The organism is Lysobacter hankyongensis (assembly GCF_039543145.1).
Taxonomy (GTDB): Bacteria; Pseudomonadota; Gammaproteobacteria; order Xanthomonadales; family Xanthomonadaceae; genus Lysobacter_I; species Lysobacter_I hankyongensis.
Window position 1 is genome coordinate 1 of sequence record NZ_BAABJE010000023.1, and the last position, 16304, is coordinate 16304.

General features: G+C 68.2%; 17 protein-coding genes. 14 read left to right on the forward strand and 3 right to left on the reverse strand.

The annotated features are described in order from the left end of the window. Window positions 1-522 precede the first annotated feature (522 nt). From ABD974_RS17145 to ABD974_RS17195, 11 genes are all read left to right on the forward strand, one after another. Complete coding sequence (locus tag ABD974_RS17145; protein ID WP_345304564.1) at window positions 523-903, forward strand: hypothetical protein; 381 nt, start codon at window positions 523-525, stop codon at window positions 901-903. A gap of 154 nt (window positions 904-1057) precedes the next feature. Beyond that, on the forward strand, window positions 1058-2665 hold the full coding sequence (locus ABD974_RS17150) for a carboxyl transferase domain-containing protein (protein ID WP_345304565.1): 1608 nt from the start codon (window positions 1058-1060) through the stop codon (window positions 2663-2665). A gap of 11 nt (window positions 2666-2676) precedes the next feature. Next, the gene (locus ABD974_RS17155) at window positions 2677-3339 is read left to right on the forward strand and encodes a hypothetical protein (protein WP_345304566.1); all 663 of its coding nucleotides are present in this window, start codon (window positions 2677-2679) and stop codon (window positions 3337-3339) included. A gap of 16 nt (window positions 3340-3355) precedes the next feature. Beyond that, complete coding sequence (locus ABD974_RS17160) at window positions 3356-5044, forward strand: Hsp70 family protein (RefSeq protein ID WP_345304567.1); 1689 nt, start codon at window positions 3356-3358, stop codon at window positions 5042-5044. Between the two features lie 11 nt (window positions 5045-5055). Continuing rightward, window positions 5056-6195, forward strand: a complete 1140-nt coding sequence (locus ABD974_RS17165; protein ID WP_345304568.1) for a J domain-containing protein — start codon at window positions 5056-5058, stop codon at window positions 6193-6195. A gap of 13 nt (window positions 6196-6208) precedes the next feature. Further along, complete coding sequence (locus ABD974_RS17170) at window positions 6209-7804, forward strand: J domain-containing protein (RefSeq protein ID WP_345304569.1); 1596 nt, start codon at window positions 6209-6211, stop codon at window positions 7802-7804. Next, window positions 7801-9357, forward strand: coding sequence for a J domain-containing protein (locus ABD974_RS17175; protein WP_345304570.1), 1557 nt, complete (start codon window positions 7801-7803; stop codon window positions 9355-9357). The genes ABD974_RS17170 and ABD974_RS17175 overlap by 4 nt, the downstream gene beginning before the upstream one ends. Before the next feature lie 131 nt (window positions 9358-9488). Beyond that, a complete protein-coding gene (locus ABD974_RS17180; RefSeq protein WP_345304571.1) occupies window positions 9489-10019 on the forward strand; it encodes a bactofilin family protein in 531 nt (176 codons plus the stop codon). Beyond that, entirely contained in the window at window positions 10016-10369 is a 354-nt protein-coding gene (locus ABD974_RS17185) for a hypothetical protein (RefSeq protein ID WP_345304572.1), read from the forward strand. Before ABD974_RS17180 ends, ABD974_RS17185 begins: the two co-directional genes overlap by 4 nt. 161 nt (window positions 10370-10530) lie before the next feature. Then, complete coding sequence (locus ABD974_RS17190; RefSeq protein ID WP_345304573.1) at window positions 10531-10713, forward strand: hypothetical protein; 183 nt, start codon at window positions 10531-10533, stop codon at window positions 10711-10713. Between the two features lie 3 nt (window positions 10714-10716). After that, window positions 10717-11967 carry an ATPase gene (locus ABD974_RS17195; protein ID WP_345304574.1) on the forward strand — a complete coding sequence of 417 codons (1251 nt, stop codon included), beginning with the start codon at window positions 10717-10719 and terminating at the stop codon, window positions 11965-11967. 57 nt (window positions 11968-12024) lie between these two features. On the opposite strand, the gene ABD974_RS17200 is transcribed toward ABD974_RS17195, so the two are convergent. Genes ABD974_RS17200 through ABD974_RS17210 form a run of 3 tightly spaced genes read right to left on the reverse strand, consistent with a single transcriptional unit; the run spans window position 12025 to window position 14383 of the window. Continuing rightward, window positions 12025-12276 (reverse strand): DUF6587 family protein, encoded by a 252-nt coding sequence (locus ABD974_RS17200; RefSeq protein WP_345304575.1) that lies wholly within the window; start codon window positions 12274-12276, stop codon window positions 12025-12027. Window positions 12277-12278: 2 nt separating this feature from the next. Continuing rightward, window positions 12279-14141 carry a ferrous iron transport protein B gene (feoB, locus tag ABD974_RS17205; RefSeq protein ID WP_345304576.1) on the reverse strand — a complete coding sequence of 621 codons (1863 nt, stop codon included), beginning with the start codon at window positions 14139-14141 and terminating at the stop codon, window positions 12279-12281. After that, entirely contained in the window at window positions 14138-14383 is a 246-nt protein-coding gene (locus ABD974_RS17210; protein WP_345304577.1) for a FeoA family protein, read from the reverse strand. The genes feoB and ABD974_RS17210 overlap by 4 nt, the downstream gene beginning before the upstream one ends. A gap of 163 nt (window positions 14384-14546) precedes the next feature. Here ABD974_RS17210 and ABD974_RS17215 point away from each other — a divergent pair, with 163 nt between their 5' ends. Genes ABD974_RS17215 through ABD974_RS17225 form a run of 3 tightly spaced genes read left to right on the forward strand, consistent with a single transcriptional unit; the run spans window position 14547 to window position 16293 of the window. Then, window positions 14547-15329 (forward strand): enoyl-CoA hydratase-related protein, encoded by a 783-nt coding sequence (locus ABD974_RS17215; RefSeq protein ID WP_345304578.1) that lies wholly within the window; start codon window positions 14547-14549, stop codon window positions 15327-15329. Window positions 15330-15364: 35 nt separating this feature from the next. Beyond that, on the forward strand, window positions 15365-15763 hold the full coding sequence (locus ABD974_RS17220; RefSeq protein WP_345304579.1) for a VOC family protein: 399 nt from the start codon (window positions 15365-15367) through the stop codon (window positions 15761-15763). After that, complete coding sequence (locus ABD974_RS17225; RefSeq protein WP_345304580.1) at window positions 15760-16293, forward strand: cupin domain-containing protein; 534 nt, start codon at window positions 15760-15762, stop codon at window positions 16291-16293. The genes ABD974_RS17220 and ABD974_RS17225 overlap by 4 nt, the downstream gene beginning before the upstream one ends. The last annotated feature ends 11 nt before the right edge of the window (window positions 16294-16304 follow it).

A 16304-nucleotide genomic window follows, 5' to 3' on the forward strand; every position in this document is an offset into this window, starting at 1 on the left:
CCGCCGCTGGCGACGCCGTCGCCGCCGCTGGCGACGCCGCCGCCGCTGCCACCGACGCCGCCGCTGCTCCGGCCGACGCCGCTGCCGCTCCGGCCGACGCCGCCGCTGCTCCGGCCGACGCCGCTGCCGCTCCGGCTGCCGAAGAAGCCAAGAAGTAATTCTTGCTTCGAAGGTTGTACCCAGAAAGACCCGCCTCGGCGGGTCTTTCTTTTTGGCCTGATGACCCGCCTCGGCGGGTCTTTCTTTTTGGCCTGATGACCCGCCTCGGCGGGTCTTTCTTTTTGACCCGATGACCCGCCCCGGTGGTTCTTGTGATGTCCGGAGGCGGCCGATACGTGCCGGATCGCAATCGTGCGGATCGAGCGCAAGGCCATGCAGTTCGCAAACAGGTGGTGCGGCGCGACCTGGCGCTCTAGTATCGGCGGCGCGACGAGGGGGGACCGGCGCCCGGCACAGACGCCGCCACCGCCGGCTCCCGAGACCCGATGCCGCCACGCACATCCCATGCACTGGAGAATCCGAATGAACCGTCAGCTCTTTGTCCTGCTCGCCGCAAGTGTTTTCGCGCTGTCGGCCTGCAAGAACGAAACCGAAACCGCCCAGAACGAAGCGGCTGAAGCCGCCGCCGCGATGGATCAGGCCGGCGATGCCGCCGCCGATGCCGCCAAGGCCGCCGGCGATGCCGCGACCCAGAGCGTCGACGCCGCCGCTGCCGCGACCGGCGAAGCCGTGGGCGAAGCGACCGCGACCGTCGACGAAGCCGCCGACAAGGCCACGGCCGCTGCGGCCGAAGCGACCGCCGACGCTGCGAACGCCACCGCCAACGCCGCGAACAAGATGGCCGACAAGGCCGACGCGATGGCCGACAAGGCGAACGCTGCCGCGGAAGAAGCCAAGAAATAAGCCGGAACCCGTCCGGGCGTCACCGAGAGACCCGCTGCGGCGGGTCTCTTCTTTTCCGGCACGCATTTTTTCGGAGCCTGCCTCAATCCACGCGATCAGTGCGACCGGCGCAACGGGTATCCTTGTCCTTCTCGACGATGAGCCTCCTTGCGCCATGCCCGTGCTGAGCACCCGCCTCGACCCGCAATCCCAGGAGTTCCGCGACACCGTCGCGTACCACCGCGAACTCGTCGCCGAACTGGATGCCCGCCTCGCGCGCGCAGCGGAAGGCGGCGGCGAGAAGGCCCGCAGCAAACACACCGAGCGCGGCAAGCTGCTGGCGCGCGACCGCATCACCGCCCTGCTCGATCCCGGCTCGCCGTTCCTGGAAATCGCGCCGCTCGCGGCCGAGGGCATGTACGACGACGCGGCACCCGCGGCCGGCATGGTCTGCGGCATCGGCCGGGTGATGGGGACCGAGGTGGTGATCGTCGCCAACGACGCCACGGTCAAGGGCGGCACCTATTTCCCGATGACGGTAAAAAAGCACCTGCGCGCGCAACAGGTCGCGCAGGAGAACAGACTGCCGTGCATCTATCTGGTCGATTCCGGCGGCGCGTTCCTGCCGCTGCAGGACGAAGTCTTTCCGGATCGCGAGCATTTCGGCCGGATCTTCTACAACCAGGCGCGGATGAGCGCCGAGAACATCCCGCAGATCGCGGTGGTGATGGGCAGTTGCACCGCCGGCGGCGCCTACGTCCCGGCGATGAGCGACGAAAGCGTGATCGTGAAGGAACAGGGCACGATCTTCCTCGGCGGCCCGCCGCTGGTGAAGGCCGCGACCGGCGAAGTGGTCGATGCCGAAGCGCTCGGCGGCGCCGACGTGCACACCAGCGTCTCCGGCGTGGCCGATCACTTCGCCGAGGACGACCGTCACGCGCTGCAGATCGCGCGCAATCTGGTCGGCAACCTCAACCGCCGCAAGACGCTGCCGGTCGCGGTGCGCGCATCGAGCGAACCGCTGTATCCGGCCGAGGAGCTGTACGGCATCGTGCCGAAGGACACTCGCCGGCCGTTCGACATCCGCGAAGTGATCGCGCGCATCGTCGACGGCTCGGATTTCGACGAATTCAAGGCGCGCTACGCCAAGACCCTGGTCACCGGTTTCGCGCATCTGCACGGCTATCCGATCGGCATCGTCGCCAACAACGGCATCCTGTTCGCCGAGAGCGCGCTCAAGGGCGCGCATTTCATCGAACTGTGCAACCAGCGCGGCATTCCGCTGGTGTTCCTGCAGAACATCACCGGCTTCATGGTCGGCCGCAAATACGAAAACGCCGGCATCGCGAAGGACGGCGCGAAGATGGTCACCGCCGTCGCCTGTTCCAGCGTGCCGAAGTTCACGGTGGTGATCGGCGGCAGTTTCGGCGCCGGCAACTACGCGATGTGCGGACGCGCCTACGGCGCGCGCTTCCTGTGGATGTGGCCGAACGCGCGGATCAGCGTGATGGGCGGCGAACAGGCCGCGAGCGTGCTGGCGACGGTGCGCCGCGACGGTATCGAAGCCGCGGGCAAGGTGTGGACGCCGGAAGAGGAAGACGCGTTCAAGGCGCCGATCCGCGCGCAATACGAAACCCAGGGCAATCCCTACTACGCCACCGCACGCCTGTGGGACGACGGTGTCATCGATCCCGCCGACACCCGGCGCGTGCTCGGCCTGGGGATTTCCGCATCGCTCAATGCACCGATCGAACCGGCGCGCTTCGGCGTGTTCCGGATGTGAGGCGGGCCGGCATGTGGCGCCGCCGCGCGTTCGCGATTCTCTCGTCGCTGTCGTTCATCGCCGTGCCCGTCGCCGCGCAGGCCGCCGGCCCCGCGCACTGCGCGCGTCTCGAACAGGCGCTGATGCGATTGGGCGATCCCGATCCCGCCGAATGCCTCGAAGGCAAGGCGCTCGACAACGTACGCGCCACGCTGCCGAAAGGTCTCAGGCTGGCGGCGGTGCGCGGGCTGTATGTCGACGACGGCGGTCGCTACGTCGAAGTGGATCCGCGACGCACGCCGGTCGACCTCGACCGGCCGAATGCCGAGGGCAACCCGTTCGGCGGTGCGTTGCTGGTCGCCGGCAAGCGCAAATGGCGAGGTCATCTGCGTTACGAACCGAACAACGCCTGGCATTTCGCCTTCGTGCCCGAAGCGCAGAGCGACGATGCATCCGCACCGCTGCAGCGCGCGTTCGCGACCATCGTGCTGGATCGCGACGACGGCACGCCGCCGGTCTCGCCGCCCGCCGCGCTCGCCGCCGCGGGCTGCTGGGAAGCGACGGCGACCGCGCATTTCGCGGATTTCAGCGTGCTGCTGGGCGATGGCGAACTCGCCGGCGTGCGGCCGATGCTGTTCCGCCTGTCCAACGTGCGCGATTTCCGCGCCTGCCCCTCCCCGGATTCCACCCCATAGCAGAGCCCTTCGCGACATGATCGTCGGTATCGACCTCGGCACCACCCACTCCCTCGTCGGCGCATATTCGGAATCCGGCAGTCGGCTGTTCCCGAATGCGCTCGGCGACGTGCTGACCCCGTCGGTCGTCAGCGTCGACGGCAGCACCGTGCTCGTCGGCCAGGCCGCGCGCGAACGGCTGATCAGCCATCCGCATCACACCGTCGCGTCGTTCAAGCGCTGGATGGGCACCGCGCGCGAAACCCGACTCGGCGATCGCAGTTTCCGCCCGGAAGAACTGTCGGCGCTGGTGCTGCGCTCGCTGCTGGCCGACGCAGAGGCCGCGCTCGGCGAGAAGATCGAGGAAGCGGTGATCAGCGTGCCGGCGTATTTCTCCGATGCGCAACGCAAGGCCACGCGCACCGCGGGCGAACTGGCCGGCGTGCGCGTGGAGCGTCTGATCAACGAACCGACTGCGGCCGCGCTGGCGTACGGCCTGCAGAACCGCGACGGCGAAGGCCGGTTCCTGGTGTTCGACCTCGGCGGCGGCACCTTCGACGTGTCGATTCTCGAATGCTTCGAGAACGTGTTCGAAGTCCACGCCAGCGCCGGCGACAACTTCCTCGGCGGCGAGGATTTCCTCGACGTGCTGGTGGAAGCCTTCTGCCAGGACAACCACCTGCGGCAGCCGGCGATCCTCGCGCAGGAATACGGCCAGCTGCGGCGACGCCTGGAACTGCTGAAACGCGAACTCGGCGGCACCGCCGTGGCGCCGCTGCAGATGGCGATCGGCGGCCGCGACTATGTCTGGAGCATCGACGAAGAGCGCTTCGCGCGCCTGGCCGAGCCGCTGGTGCAGCGCATGCGCACGCCGATCGAGCGCGCGATGCGCGACGCGAAACTGCAGCCGTCGCAGCTCGACGAGATCGTGCTGGTCGGCGGCGCCAGCCGCATGCCGTTGGTGGCACGGCTGGTGTCACGCATGTTCGGCCGCCTGCCGCTACGCCATGTGAATCCCGACCAGGCCATCGCGCTGGGCGCCAGCGTCGCCGCCGGGCTGAAGTCGCGCGACGCGAAGCTGGAGGAAATCATCCTCACCGACGTCTGCCCCTACACCCTGGGCACGCAGATCGCGCGCCGCGACCCGAACGGCCAGATCCACACCGGCTTCTTCCATCCGATCATCCTGCGCAACAGCACGGTGCCGGTGAGCCGCGAGGACCAGTTCTTTCCGATGCACGACAACCAGCAGAAGCTGACCATCGACATCTTCCAGGGCGAGAACCCGCTGGTCGCGAACAACATCAAGCTCGGCGAGATCACGGTCGATCTGGACAAGCGTCGCCAGACCGACGAGAACGGCGTGACCGTGCGCTTCACCTACGACATCAACGGCCTGCTGCAGGTGGAAGTGACCGAGCATGCGAGCAAGCGCCGGCACGAACTGCTGCTCGAACAGAATCCGGGCCTGATGACGCCGGAGGAAATCCGCGCGCGGCTGGCCGCGCTGGCCGAACTGAAGGTCCACCCGCGCGAGCAGCAGGAAAACATCGCCGTGCTCGCGCGCGCCGAGCGCCTGTACGAGGAATTCCTGCACGAACGCGAACGCCTGCAGGAATGGATCATGCACTTCCGCGCGATCCTCGACACCCAGGACAACACGCTGATCGCGCGCCAGCGTGGCCAGTTCGTGGAAGCGCTGGACGCGCTGGAAGCGCAGGCCTGAAGCGCAGCGACATGCATTGGGCGCTGGACACCCTGGGCGTCGGGCCCGATGCCGACGAGCGCGCGATCAAACGCGCCTACGCCGCGAAGCTGAAGACCACGCGGCCGGAGGAAGATCCGCAGGGGTTTCAGGCGTTGAACGAGGCGTATCGAGCCGCCTTGGCGTGGTGCGCCGATGTCCGCACCCGTTCGACCGATGCGGACATCGCGGCAAAGCCGGGAGAAGCGAAAGACGAAGCACCCAGCGACGAAGAGACATCGCGCGCGACGCGCGATGCGGCTGCCGCACCGCCGTCCGATCCCGATGCCGGCACACCGTCTGGCAGTAATGCGCAGCCCGTGCCGGGGTATCGCGCACGCACGCAGATGCGCGATGTCGCACGCGACGCCGCCGATCTCGATGCGCTGCTGGAGGACTGCCTGCGCGCCGCCTACGACGAAGATCCGGGGATGTTGCGCGCATGGGTGACCGAGCACCCGGCACTGTGGTCGCTGCAGCGCAAACGCCAGATCGGCGAACATCTGCTGGGCCTGCTCGACGCGCGCCGCCCGCCGGTGCCCGAACGCAACTTCGACGCACTCGCCGAGCATTTCGGCTACGACGATCTGCACAACGCGATCGATCCGCTGGCGTTGCGCGCGCTGCGCGCGGATCTCGACGGGATCTGGCACGGGGAGCGACTGCGCTTCCGATCCCATGGTTCCCGGCCTTCGGCGCCGCCATGGAGCGCCGAAGCCTCGCGACAGCGCATGCTGGGACAGGAAAGTGCACAGCAACGCGAGACCAGCGCACTCGAAACGCAGCAGAACGAAACCCGCCGGCAGCGCGAGCGCTGGCTGCTCGACGGCGCGAACCGCGAACACCGCCAACTGCTCGATCCACCCAACCTGCTACGCGATCTGCAGCGCATGCTGAAACCCGGTTATGCCACCACGCTGTCGAACTTCCTGATCGAAATGGGCTGCGACGATCCCGACAACATCCCGCAAGGGCTGCGCGCGGACCAGGTGCGTTTCTGGACGGCCGCCGGCAACCGCGAAGTCTGGTCGCTGCCGCGACTGAAACTCGCATTGGTGCGTTTCGGTGCCGCGCTGCTCGTGGTGTGCATCGTTTTGGCGCTGGCGGAGCTGTTGGGGGCGTTCGATGGATGAGCGAGCGCGTACGATGAACCGCATCTTCGAAACGCTCGGCATCGACCCCAGCGCCGACGAACGCATGATCAAGCGCGCCTACGCCGCGAAGCTGAAGACCACGCGACCGGAGGAAGATCCGCAGGGGTTTCAGGCGTTGAACGAGGCGTATCGAGCCGCGCTGGCCTGGCGCAGCGCGCGCGACGCGGGCGAGTTGGACGACGTGGACGCGCGCGACGCCGAAGAGGAGCGCACGACGCAACCCGCAGCCGTCGAAGCCGACAACGACCGCGCCGCGGACGGAAACTCTTCACCCGAAACGACCCCCGACGCCCCGTCGCCACCGGCTATCGAGACCACTGCGGAAGCGCCGGCCACGCGCGCGGACGATGCGACGGACAGCGAAAGCGAACCGTTCGACGTGGAGCGATTCTTCGACGACTGTTTCGCCTCCGCGCGCGACGGCGATCCGAGGGTGATCGATCGTTGGCTCAACGCGCAACCGATCCTTTGGTCGCTGCAGCACAAGGCCATGATCGGGCACTGGCTGCTGCGCGCGATGCACGAGCGCACACCGCCGATGCCGGATCGCAATTTCGATCGCATCGCCCATTTCTTCGGCTATCACGAACTGCACGGCGGCTACGATCCGCTGGCGCTGCAGGGCCTGCGGGCGCGGGTCAACGAGGCATGGCGCTGGGCCCGGCAGGCGAACCAGGCGCCTCCGGTTGCGAACCGCATCGAACGTGCGGACGCCGGACATGACCCCGAGGCCCTGCGCAAGCGACGGGAGACCGAGGCGATGGTCGCGGTCGCACGCCAACATCCGCATCTGGCGCGCGCGGAATCGATCACGTCGCTGCTCTGGCTCGCTCTGGATCCATGGCAGGCCGCATCGATCAGGAAGCTTTTGCAGACGATCGGCGGCGTGGAGATCGACCTGGATGCGCTCCCGCCCCGGATCGACCGCGCGCAGGCGCGTTTCTGGCGCGCCGCGACGGATCCCGCGCGCCTGTCGCCGTGGCGCCTGCTTGTCGCCGTGCTGCGCAGCGCGGTCGCCGCGATCGGCATCGTCGCCCTCATCGTCGCGGGTACGCTGTTGCTCGCGCCGGGCACGTTGGGCGGTCTGGATACGCTGGGCGATGTTTTCGTCTCGTGTTTTTCCGCATTCACCGGCATTTGGCTGGCCTATGCGACGCTGCGGGCGTTTCTGCACTGGCAGTCGCGTCCGGACCCGGAAGCGCTCTGGCATCGCATCCTGCACCGGATGGCGGTCCCCGCACTCCTGCTGGCCGCCGGCGCCGGCACGATGCAGTACGAAGCGAGCCCCTTGCCGATCCTCTTCAGCGTATTCGCGCTGGTCGCCGCGATCATGCGTAGAGGCGCCGCCAGGACGGCCTCGACGCCGGCAAGGTTGCCGCGCTGGATCAGGGCGAACATGCACTGGCAGCATGGCTTCCTGCTGGCGATCCTCGGGCTCGCGACCCTGCCCGCGCTGCTGATGTCCGAAGGCTTCCATGCCCTGGTGCTGTCGGTGGTGTTTCTGATTTCGCTCGTCGTCTGGGCGCTGGACCTGCGCAGGCGCATGCGTCTTTCGGGCAGGAAAAAACCTTTGGAGCCGCAGTCGTGAACTGGGCCCTGCGCCGCCTCGGCCTGCGCGCCGATGCCGACGAGCGCGCGGTCAAGCGCGCGTATGCGGCGCAGTTGAAGACGACGCGGCCGGAGGACGATCCGGAAGGCTTCCAGTCGCTCAACGAAGCCTATCGCGCCGCGCTGGCGTGGGTGCAGTCGAGGCCGCCGGAGGCGCATGTCGAGGACGATGTCGAGGACGACGATATTCCGCGCGACGATGCGACGCAGCCCCCGACCGACGCGAACGCGGCGGCCATCGAACTGCCTGCGGACGTGCTGGCTGCGCTGCAGGATATCGACGCGCAGGTCGAAGCAGCGCGCACGTTGCTGGATCGCGTACAGGCGAACGACACCGCAACCGTCGGGGCGCGCGCGCGTGTTGCGGCGCAGATCGACGATGCGGATGCGTTCGACGCCACCGCATTCCTCGACGAATTGATCGCGCTGGCCGTCCACAGCCGCCACGGCGATCTCGAACGCTGGCTGCATGCGCAACCGGCGCTGTGGTCGCTGGCGCGCAAGGCGCAGATCGGAGGATGGCTGGTGCAGCAGTGGCACATGCGGCGCCCGCCGATCCAGGCGCAACGCTTCGATGTCGTCGCCGATTTCTTCGGGCTGCTCGATCTGAACGGCGAGCACGACGCCTACACGATCCAGCGCCTGCGCCACCGCCTTCATCTGGCGTGGGAAGTGCAGACGAAACAGATGCGCGCGCTGGCCGAACGTACCGGACAGGACGGCGGCAGCGTGGCCTCCAACCTGCGCCAGACGGCCCGCATCCTGCGTCAGCTCACGCGGCCGCTGCAGTGGCCGCAGGTGCTGTGGGCCGGGTTGATGCCGGGTTATCCGACCGCGGTACGCAAATTCCTGCAGCATCTGGATTACGGCGATCTCGACGATCTGCCGCCACCGATCCGCGAAGATCAGATCGCGTTCTGGGACGCCGCCGGCGACCGCATGCGCCTGTCGAAGCCGCGCTGGGCGGTCTCGATCGCGCGGCTGTTCGCGTATTCGACGCTGATCACCCTGGCGTACGCAGGATTGCTGACGCTCCTGCACCGCCAGGACAGCGCCGGCGATGTGCTGCAGGCGCTCTCGTGGCCGCGGTTCGCGGCGGCCACGTTCGCGCTGCTGGGCTCGGTGTGGCTCGGCCAGCTCGCGTATCGGTGCTTCGCCCGCTGGCAGGCGCTGGCGGACGGCGAGGCACCCGCGCCGCGATGGCACGCCGCCGCGATCCCGCTCATGACGGCCCTCGCGATGGGTCTGCTCTGGGCCGCGCCCGGCGACGGCATCGCCGCGGGTGTCGCGGTCGGTCTGTTGCTGGTGTTCGCCGGCATGGCCGCCTGGGTGCGCCATCGCGAACGCAGCGGCCCACCGCTCGGCCGCCACATCGGCTTCTGGCGGGCGATATTCCTGGTGTTGATGGCGCGCACCGCAGGCGACGCGTTCGGTTGGTACGACGATGCGGGTTTTCTCGCGTTGATCGCCGGCGCCATCCTGTTCGTCTGGGCCAAGGACCTGTGGATCCAGCGACGCGCACGCACGCATTGATGAACGCGGGAGAAACATCGCGGCTGGCGGCCGCTGCGATTCTGCTGCCGCAGTCACACCGGTGCCATCGCCGCGGGGCTATGGTGCGAAGTCCTGCCGCATGCCGTCGGCGTTTCCGGAGTCCTTCCGACATGGCCATCTTCAATCAGTCCTCCTCCAGCAAGAAAGACGCCCCGCCCGTCGCCGATACGCCCAGCTTCGCCGCGCGCGAAGCCGCGACGCCGCCGGCGCACACCGATTTCTCGCCCGCCACCTTCCCGCGCGGCAGCGCCGCGGTGGAAACCGCGCCCGTCGCGAAGGAGTCGCTGATCGCCGCCGACCTCACCATCGAAGGCAAGATCGAAGGCTCCGGCCACGTCCGCATCGCCGGCAAGTTCAAGGGCGACGTGAACGTCCAGGGCGATCTGTCGCTGGAGCGCGGCGCCAGGCTCAACGGCGGCGTGCGCGCAAAGAAGGTCGTGGTGGCCGGCGAGCTGGAGGGAAACATCGAATCCGCGGCGCGGGTCGAACTGCTCGACACGTCGGTGCTGATCGGCGACATCAAGGCCGGCACGCTCACGGTCGCGGCCGGCGCGAAGATCCGCGGCCACATCGACTGCGGCTGGGAAACCAGCGGTACGCAGAAATCCGGCGTGAAGGCGGAGTCGGCTCCCGAAGCATGAGCACGCGCCCGGGCACCGCGGGCGCCACCCGCGAGTGCCCGCACTGCAAGGCGACCATTCTCGAAAGCGCGGTGATCTGTCCCGCGTGCAAGCACTATCTGCGCTACGACTCCGACGCGCGGCCGGCGCAACCCAACCAGGTGCCGCTGCAGGTCGAGGGCACCATCCGCCACCCGGCGGATGGCGACCCGTGGGAATACTCGGTGGTCGTGGTGATCCGCGACGAACGCGGCAACGAAGTCGCGCGCAAGGTCGTCGGCGTCGGCGCGATGCATGCCGGAGACGAGCGCAGTTTCAGTCTTTCGGTGGAAGTCTTCGAGGCCAGGGGCGCGAAGCCCAGAAAGCACTGAGCGGACCGCCCCCGTTCGACGCCCTGCCCCGGCGCCATGCATCGGGGTGCGATTGACATCCCTCCCGCCCGCGCCGAAAGTCGGACCGTCATCCGCGGCCGGACGCTTCGTGCAGGGTCCCTTCCGCTGCGGCGACGCCCGTCAACAGCAGGAGAGCACACGTGAGCAAATCAGTGATCGACGAGATCGGCCGGGAACGCGCCGAGGGCCTCATGGCGGAGGCGGTGCAGGACGCGGTCGAAAAAGCCGCCGCACTCGGACTGCCGCAGGTGGTCAGAGTCAACGGCGCCTGGTGCAGGCGTTATCCCGATGGACGCATCGAACCGATCGGCGAGGGGGCATGAGCCATGGAAGATTTCGACGGCAGGGAGCAGGCCGGTAGACCGAAGATGGTGGTGCTGGCCGGACCCAACGGGTCGGGCAAGAGCACGGTCACCCGGGGACTGATGGAAGACCCCCACTTTCCGAAGGATCGTTACGTCAACGCCGACGACATCGCGAAGCGGCTCGAACAGCCGATCGAAGATGCCGAGACGCGGCGGCGATACGCCGCAGTCATCGAACCGAACATGCCGGAACTGCCCCTGGTCGGGAAGATCTGGTACATGGGCTCGCGGATGAGCGAGGAGCAGATCGCCACCGAACTCGGCCGTGGCGTCAGCAATGTCGACCAGCGCAACGGGTTCGCGGCGATCCTGGCCGACGACGCGCGCAAGGCCGAACTGCGGGGCGGCCACGACTTCGCGTTCGAGACGGTGATGTCGACGCAGGGCAAACTCGCGATGTTCGACGAAGCGCGCGGCAAGGGCTACGACGTCGACATGGTGTTCGTCACCACCGAAAGTTCGCTGATCAACCAGCAGCGCGTGCTCAACCGGGTCGCCCAGGGCGGCCATGCCGTGGACCCGGACAAGATCGCGGAACGCTACAACCGCGCGATGCACATGCTGCCGGCCGCGCTGCAGATGGTCGAAACCGCGAGCGTGTACGACAACTCGTTCCACACTCCGGTGCTGATCGCGAAGAAGGAACGCGGCGAGATCGTGTTTCCGGAAGTGACCATGCCGACCATGGAAGACATGCAGAAGCGTCCGGAGCTGCGCAAGGAAGGCCCGCTCGGCGCCTGGTACGTCAGTTCGATGTGGCAGAGCGACTGGGCCGAGGCGCGGGAGGGCATCACCGGCCTGCAGAACCGGATCCGCGAGAACGTCCAGGGGCAGCAGCACGATTTCGACGCACTGCACGACCGCTACGCCAAGGCCGACAAGCCGATGGCGCGCGCCGACATCCAGAACGGCAGCGAGACCGCGGGCCGCGTCGTCGAAGTCACCGACCGCCACGTGCTGCAGTTCGACCGCGAGAACAATCGTTACGTCGCGCACGACCGCACCCTGCTGACGCCGGGCGTGATCGCCAACCTGCAGGAAGCGCAGGTGAGCGGCAAGGACGTGACGATCGCCTACAACTACGGGCCGGACAGCAAGCTGGTCGATCAGAACAAGACCCTGAACAAGACGCCCGAGCTCACCCAGGCCTCGCTCGATCAGTACCTGTTCGATCCTTCGTCGCGCGAAGAACCGAAGCCGAGACAGATGTGAGTCACCGCGCCCGCGCCGCGACGGCGCGGGCGTTTCGACGCGAGCGTGCCGACGCGGTCAGCGGTCGCGCGGCCCGCAGTCGTTGCAGCCGCCGCAACCGTCCGCGACGGCCATCGGCATCGGCGCGATCCGGCGCCCGCATGCGCGCAGCCATGCCGGACGCCCTTCGCGCACCAGCGGCAGCGCGAGCGCGATGCGCAGGCGCCGCGCGGCGGCCGGCGCCTGTTTGCGGAACACCACCCACGCGCTGACCGCGACCGCCAGGGCCACGATCAGATACTGCAGCGTCAGCGAGGCCTGCGGCGACATGCTCAGCCCGCCCCCAGCGCGACCGCGAGCTGGTAGGTGACGAACGAAGCCGCATAGGCCAGACCGAACAGATAGACGATCGCGACGATCATTTTCTGCGCGGAGTTGGTCTCGCGCTTGATCGTGGCCAGCGTGGAAATGCACATCGGCGCGTAGATGTACCAGACCAGCAGCGACAGCGCGGTGGCCAGCGACCAGTCCTGCGCGATCAGCGGCGACAGCGCCTGCGCGGCGATGTCGTCGTTGGCCGCGGACACCGCGTACACCGTCGCCAGCGACGACACCGCCACTTCGCGCGCGGCGAGGCCCGGAATCAGCGCGATGCAGATCCGCCAGTCGAAACCCAGCGGTGCGAACACGACCGTCATCGCCTGTCCGATGCGACCGGCGAAGCTGTAATTGATGGCCGGGCCGACGGCGTCCGCAGGCGCGCCCGGAAACGACAGCAGGAACCACAGCAAGATGGTCAGCGCGAGGATGATGCCGCCCACGCGCTTGAGGAAGATCATCATCCGCTCCCACAGGCCGATCAGCAGATCGCGCGGATTGGGGATGCGGTACGACGGCAGTTCCAGCAGCAGCGCGTGTTCCCCCTTGTCCCGGCGCCAGCGTTTCATCACCGTCGCCACCAGCAGCGCGCTGACGATCGCGGCCGCATACAGGCCGAACAGCACGAGTCCCTGCAGATTGAACACGCCGGCGACTTCGCGACGGGGAATGAAGGCGCCGATCAGCAGCGCGTACACCGGCAACCGCGCGGAACAGGTCATCAGCGGCGCGACCAGGATCGTCGCGAGGCGGTCGCGCGGATCCTGGATGCTGCGGGTGGCCATGATGCCGGGCACCGCACAGGCGAAGCTCGACAGCAGCGGAATGAAGCTGCGCCCGGAGAGACCGGCCTTGTGCATCACCCGGTCGAGCAGGAACGCCGCGCGCGGCAGATAGCCGGACTCTTCCAGCGCGAGGATGAAGGCGAACAGGATGAGGATCTGCGGCAGGAAGATGACGACGCCGCCGAGACCGGCGATCACGCCGTCGACGATCAGGCTTTTCAGCGGCCCTTCCGGCATCGCCGCGCCGACGCGATCGCCCAGCCAGACGGTCGCGAGATCGATCGTGTCCATCAGCGGCGTGGCCCAGGCGTACACCGCCTGGAAGATCAGGAACATCACCAGCGCCAGCGTGATCAGTCCGATCGCCGGGTGCAGCAGCCAACGGTCGAGCGCATCGTCCACGCGCGCGGTGCGCGTGGGCATGCGCACCGCCAGATCGATCAGGCGTCGGGTCTCGGCATGCAGATCCGCACCTTCGGCCATGCCGTGCGCGGGCGGATGCAGCCTGTCGGCCATGGCATCGAGCTGCGCGAGCAGCGCCTGACCGCCGTCGCGGCGCACGGCCACGGTCTCCACCACGGGAACCCCGATCTCGCGCTGCAGCGCCGGCAGGTCGATCTCGATGCCGCGACGTTTCGCGGCGTCCATCATGTTCACCGCCAGCACCATCGGCTTGCCGAGCGCGCGGACTTCCAGCGCGAAGCGCAGGTGCAGGCGCAGGTTGGTGGCGTCGACCACGCACACGAGCAGGTCCGGCGCCGGCTCACCGGGGTAGAAACCGCGGCAGATGTCGCGGGTCACCGCTTCGTCCAGGCTCGCCGCATGCAGGCTGTAGGCGCCGGGCAGATCCAGCAGCACCCATGGACGACCGGACGGCGTCTGCAACCGGCCTTCCTTGCGCTCGACGGTCACCCCGGCGTAATTCGCGACCTTCTGGCGGCTGCCGGTGAGCAGGTTGAACAAGGCGGTCTTGCCGCAATTGGGATTACCGACCAGCGCCAGCCGCGGCGCCTGTGCCGAGCCTGCGCTCACGCCGCCGCCTCTTCGCGCAGTCGTACCCGTGCGGCCTCGTTGTGGCGCAGGGCGAAGCGGGTGTAGCCGATCTGGACCAGCAGCGGCTCGGCGCCGAACGGACCGGCGGCCACGATTTCCACCGGCTCGCCGGCGACGAATCCCAACTCGCGCAGCCGCCGCGCGATGTTGTCGTGCGGGTCCTGGTCCAGCACCTCGTCGACGATGGCGCGGGTGCGTGGCGGCAGCTCGTTCAGCTTCACGTCCGGCTCCAAATAAGAATTGTTCTCATTCTATACCAGCCGGCGGAGCGCGGAACCGATCCGGATCAAATTCGCGGCAGGAACCGCGACCGGCGTCGCCGCCGCAGGCGAACGGATATCATTCGGCACTCCGCAATCATGGACCAGAACAGGGGATCCGCGCATGTCCGACGCGCTGCAGCACCATCGCAATGGGCCCATCGTGCGGCTGCGCCTGCACCGGCCGGACCTGCACAACGCCTTCGATGCCGACCTGATCGGCACCCTGACCGCCGCGCTGATCGCGGTCGGCGAAGACCGCACGGTGCGGGTGGTCGTGCTCGAAGGCGCAGGCCCCAGCTTCTCCGCCGGCGCGGACCTGAACTGGATGCGCGGCATGGCCAACGCCACCGAGGACGAGAACCGGACCGACGCCCTGGCGCTCGCACGGCTGATGCGGATTCTCGACGAACTGCCGCATCCCACGATCGCCCGGGTCCAGGGCGCGGCCTTCGGCGGCGGCGTCGGGCTGATCGCCTGCTGCGACATCGCCATCGGCGTACCGGAAGCGAAATTCGGCCTGACCGAAAGCAAGCTCGGCCTGCTGCCCGCGGTGATCTCGCCGTATGTCGTCGACGCGATCGGCGCGCGCCAGGCCCGGCGCTGGTTCGCCTCCGCGGAGATCTTCGACGCGGCCGAGGCGCAGCGCATCGGCCTGCTGCATGCGGTGGTGCCCGCGGATGCGCTCGATGCCGCGGTGAACCGCCAGATCGATCTGCTGTTGAAGGCGGGTCCGCACGCCGCGAGCCACGCGAAGATGCTGGTGCGCCGCGTCGTCGCCAGCCACGACCGCAGCCGCCTCGATCGCGACAACGCCGACCTCATCGCGCGCCTGCGGGTGTCTCCCGAAGGCCAGGAAGGCCTGGCCGCCTTCCTGGAAAAGCGCAAGGCCGGCTGGGCGCCCTGAGCCCGTCTCCCCTCTCCCCCGACAGGAGCGATCGCATGTTGGACCATCTCGGCTTCACCGTCGTCGATTACCCGCGCAGCCGCGCGTTCTACCGCAAGGCGCTGGCCCCACTGGGCTTCGACGTGGTCATGGATGTGACCCGCGAGATGAGCGGCGGCTACGAAGGTTGCGGCTTCGGCCCGCCGGGACGCCCGCAGTTCTGGATCGGCACCGGCACCGGCGAAGCCGGTCGGGGCATGCACATCGCCTTCAGCGCCGGCACCCGCGCCGAGGTCGACGCCTTCCATGCCGCGGCGCTCGCCGCCGGCGGCATCGACAACGGCGCGCCCGGCCTGCGCCCGCAGTACCACGCGAACTACTACGGCGCGTTCGTCATCGACCCCGACGGCCACAACATCGAAGCCGTCTGCCACGCACCGGAACCGACCGCATGAGCGACGCCGCGCGAACGCCCGCCCCCGGTGCCGGGATCGTCAACCTCGACGCGCTTGAATTCGTCGGCCTGCGCGAACGCGCGCGGGCGCGCGGACAGAGCGAACCGCCGGCACGTTTCGACGCACGCCTCGCTCCGATCGGCGAGAAGATCGGGGCGAGGAAGCTGGGCTGCAATCTCACCGTGATTCCTCCGGGCAAGGCCGCGTTTCCGCAGCACAGCCATCGCGTCAACGAGGAACTGTTCTTCATCGTCGAAGGCACGGGCGAACTGCGGCTCGGCGACACGGCGCACGCCGTGCGCGCCGGCGACGTGATCGCCTGCCCCCCCGGCGGCCCCGAAACCGCGCACCAGTTCGTCAACACCGGCGACGCGCCGCTGAAATTCCTCGCCGTGAGCACGATGGAATATCCCGACGTCTGCGAGTATCCGGATTCGAACAAGTTCCTCGTCCGCACCGGCTTCGCCGCCGACGATTTCTTCACTATCGGCAGGCGCGGCGAAGCGCTCGATTACTGGGATTCCGAATAATCCATGCGCGC

Coding starts and splice junctions, on each gene's coding strand:
- ABD974_RS17150 (WP_345304565.1), top strand. CDS start 1,058: ATGCCCGTGCTGAGCACCCGCCTCGACCCGCAATCCCAGGAGTTCCGC.
- ABD974_RS17160 (WP_345304567.1), top strand. CDS start 3,356: ATGATCGTCGGTATCGACCTCGGCACCACCCACTCCCTCGTCGGCGCA.
- ABD974_RS17215 (WP_345304578.1), top strand. CDS start 14,547: ATGTCCGACGCGCTGCAGCACCATCGCAATGGGCCCATCGTGCGGCTG.
- ABD974_RS17185 (WP_345304572.1), top strand. CDS start 10,016: ATGAGCACGCGCCCGGGCACCGCGGGCGCCACCCGCGAGTGCCCGCAC.
- ABD974_RS17170 (WP_345304569.1), top strand. CDS start 6,209: ATGAACCGCATCTTCGAAACGCTCGGCATCGACCCCAGCGCCGACGAA.
- ABD974_RS17180 (WP_345304571.1), top strand. CDS start 9,489: ATGGCCATCTTCAATCAGTCCTCCTCCAGCAAGAAAGACGCCCCGCCC.
- ABD974_RS17225 (WP_345304580.1), top strand. CDS start 15,760: ATGAGCGACGCCGCGCGAACGCCCGCCCCCGGTGCCGGGATCGTCAAC.
- ABD974_RS17200 (WP_345304575.1), bottom strand. CDS start 12,276: ATGTCGCCGCAGGCCTCGCTGACGCTGCAGTATCTGATCGTGGCCCTG.
- ABD974_RS17145 (WP_345304564.1), top strand. CDS start 523: ATGAACCGTCAGCTCTTTGTCCTGCTCGCCGCAAGTGTTTTCGCGCTG.
- ABD974_RS17155 (WP_345304566.1), top strand. CDS start 2,677: ATGTGGCGCCGCCGCGCGTTCGCGATTCTCTCGTCGCTGTCGTTCATC.
- ABD974_RS17195 (WP_345304574.1), top strand. CDS start 10,717: ATGGAAGATTTCGACGGCAGGGAGCAGGCCGGTAGACCGAAGATGGTG.
- ABD974_RS17165 (WP_345304568.1), top strand. CDS start 5,056: ATGCATTGGGCGCTGGACACCCTGGGCGTCGGGCCCGATGCCGACGAG.
- ABD974_RS17220 (WP_345304579.1), top strand. CDS start 15,365: ATGTTGGACCATCTCGGCTTCACCGTCGTCGATTACCCGCGCAGCCGC.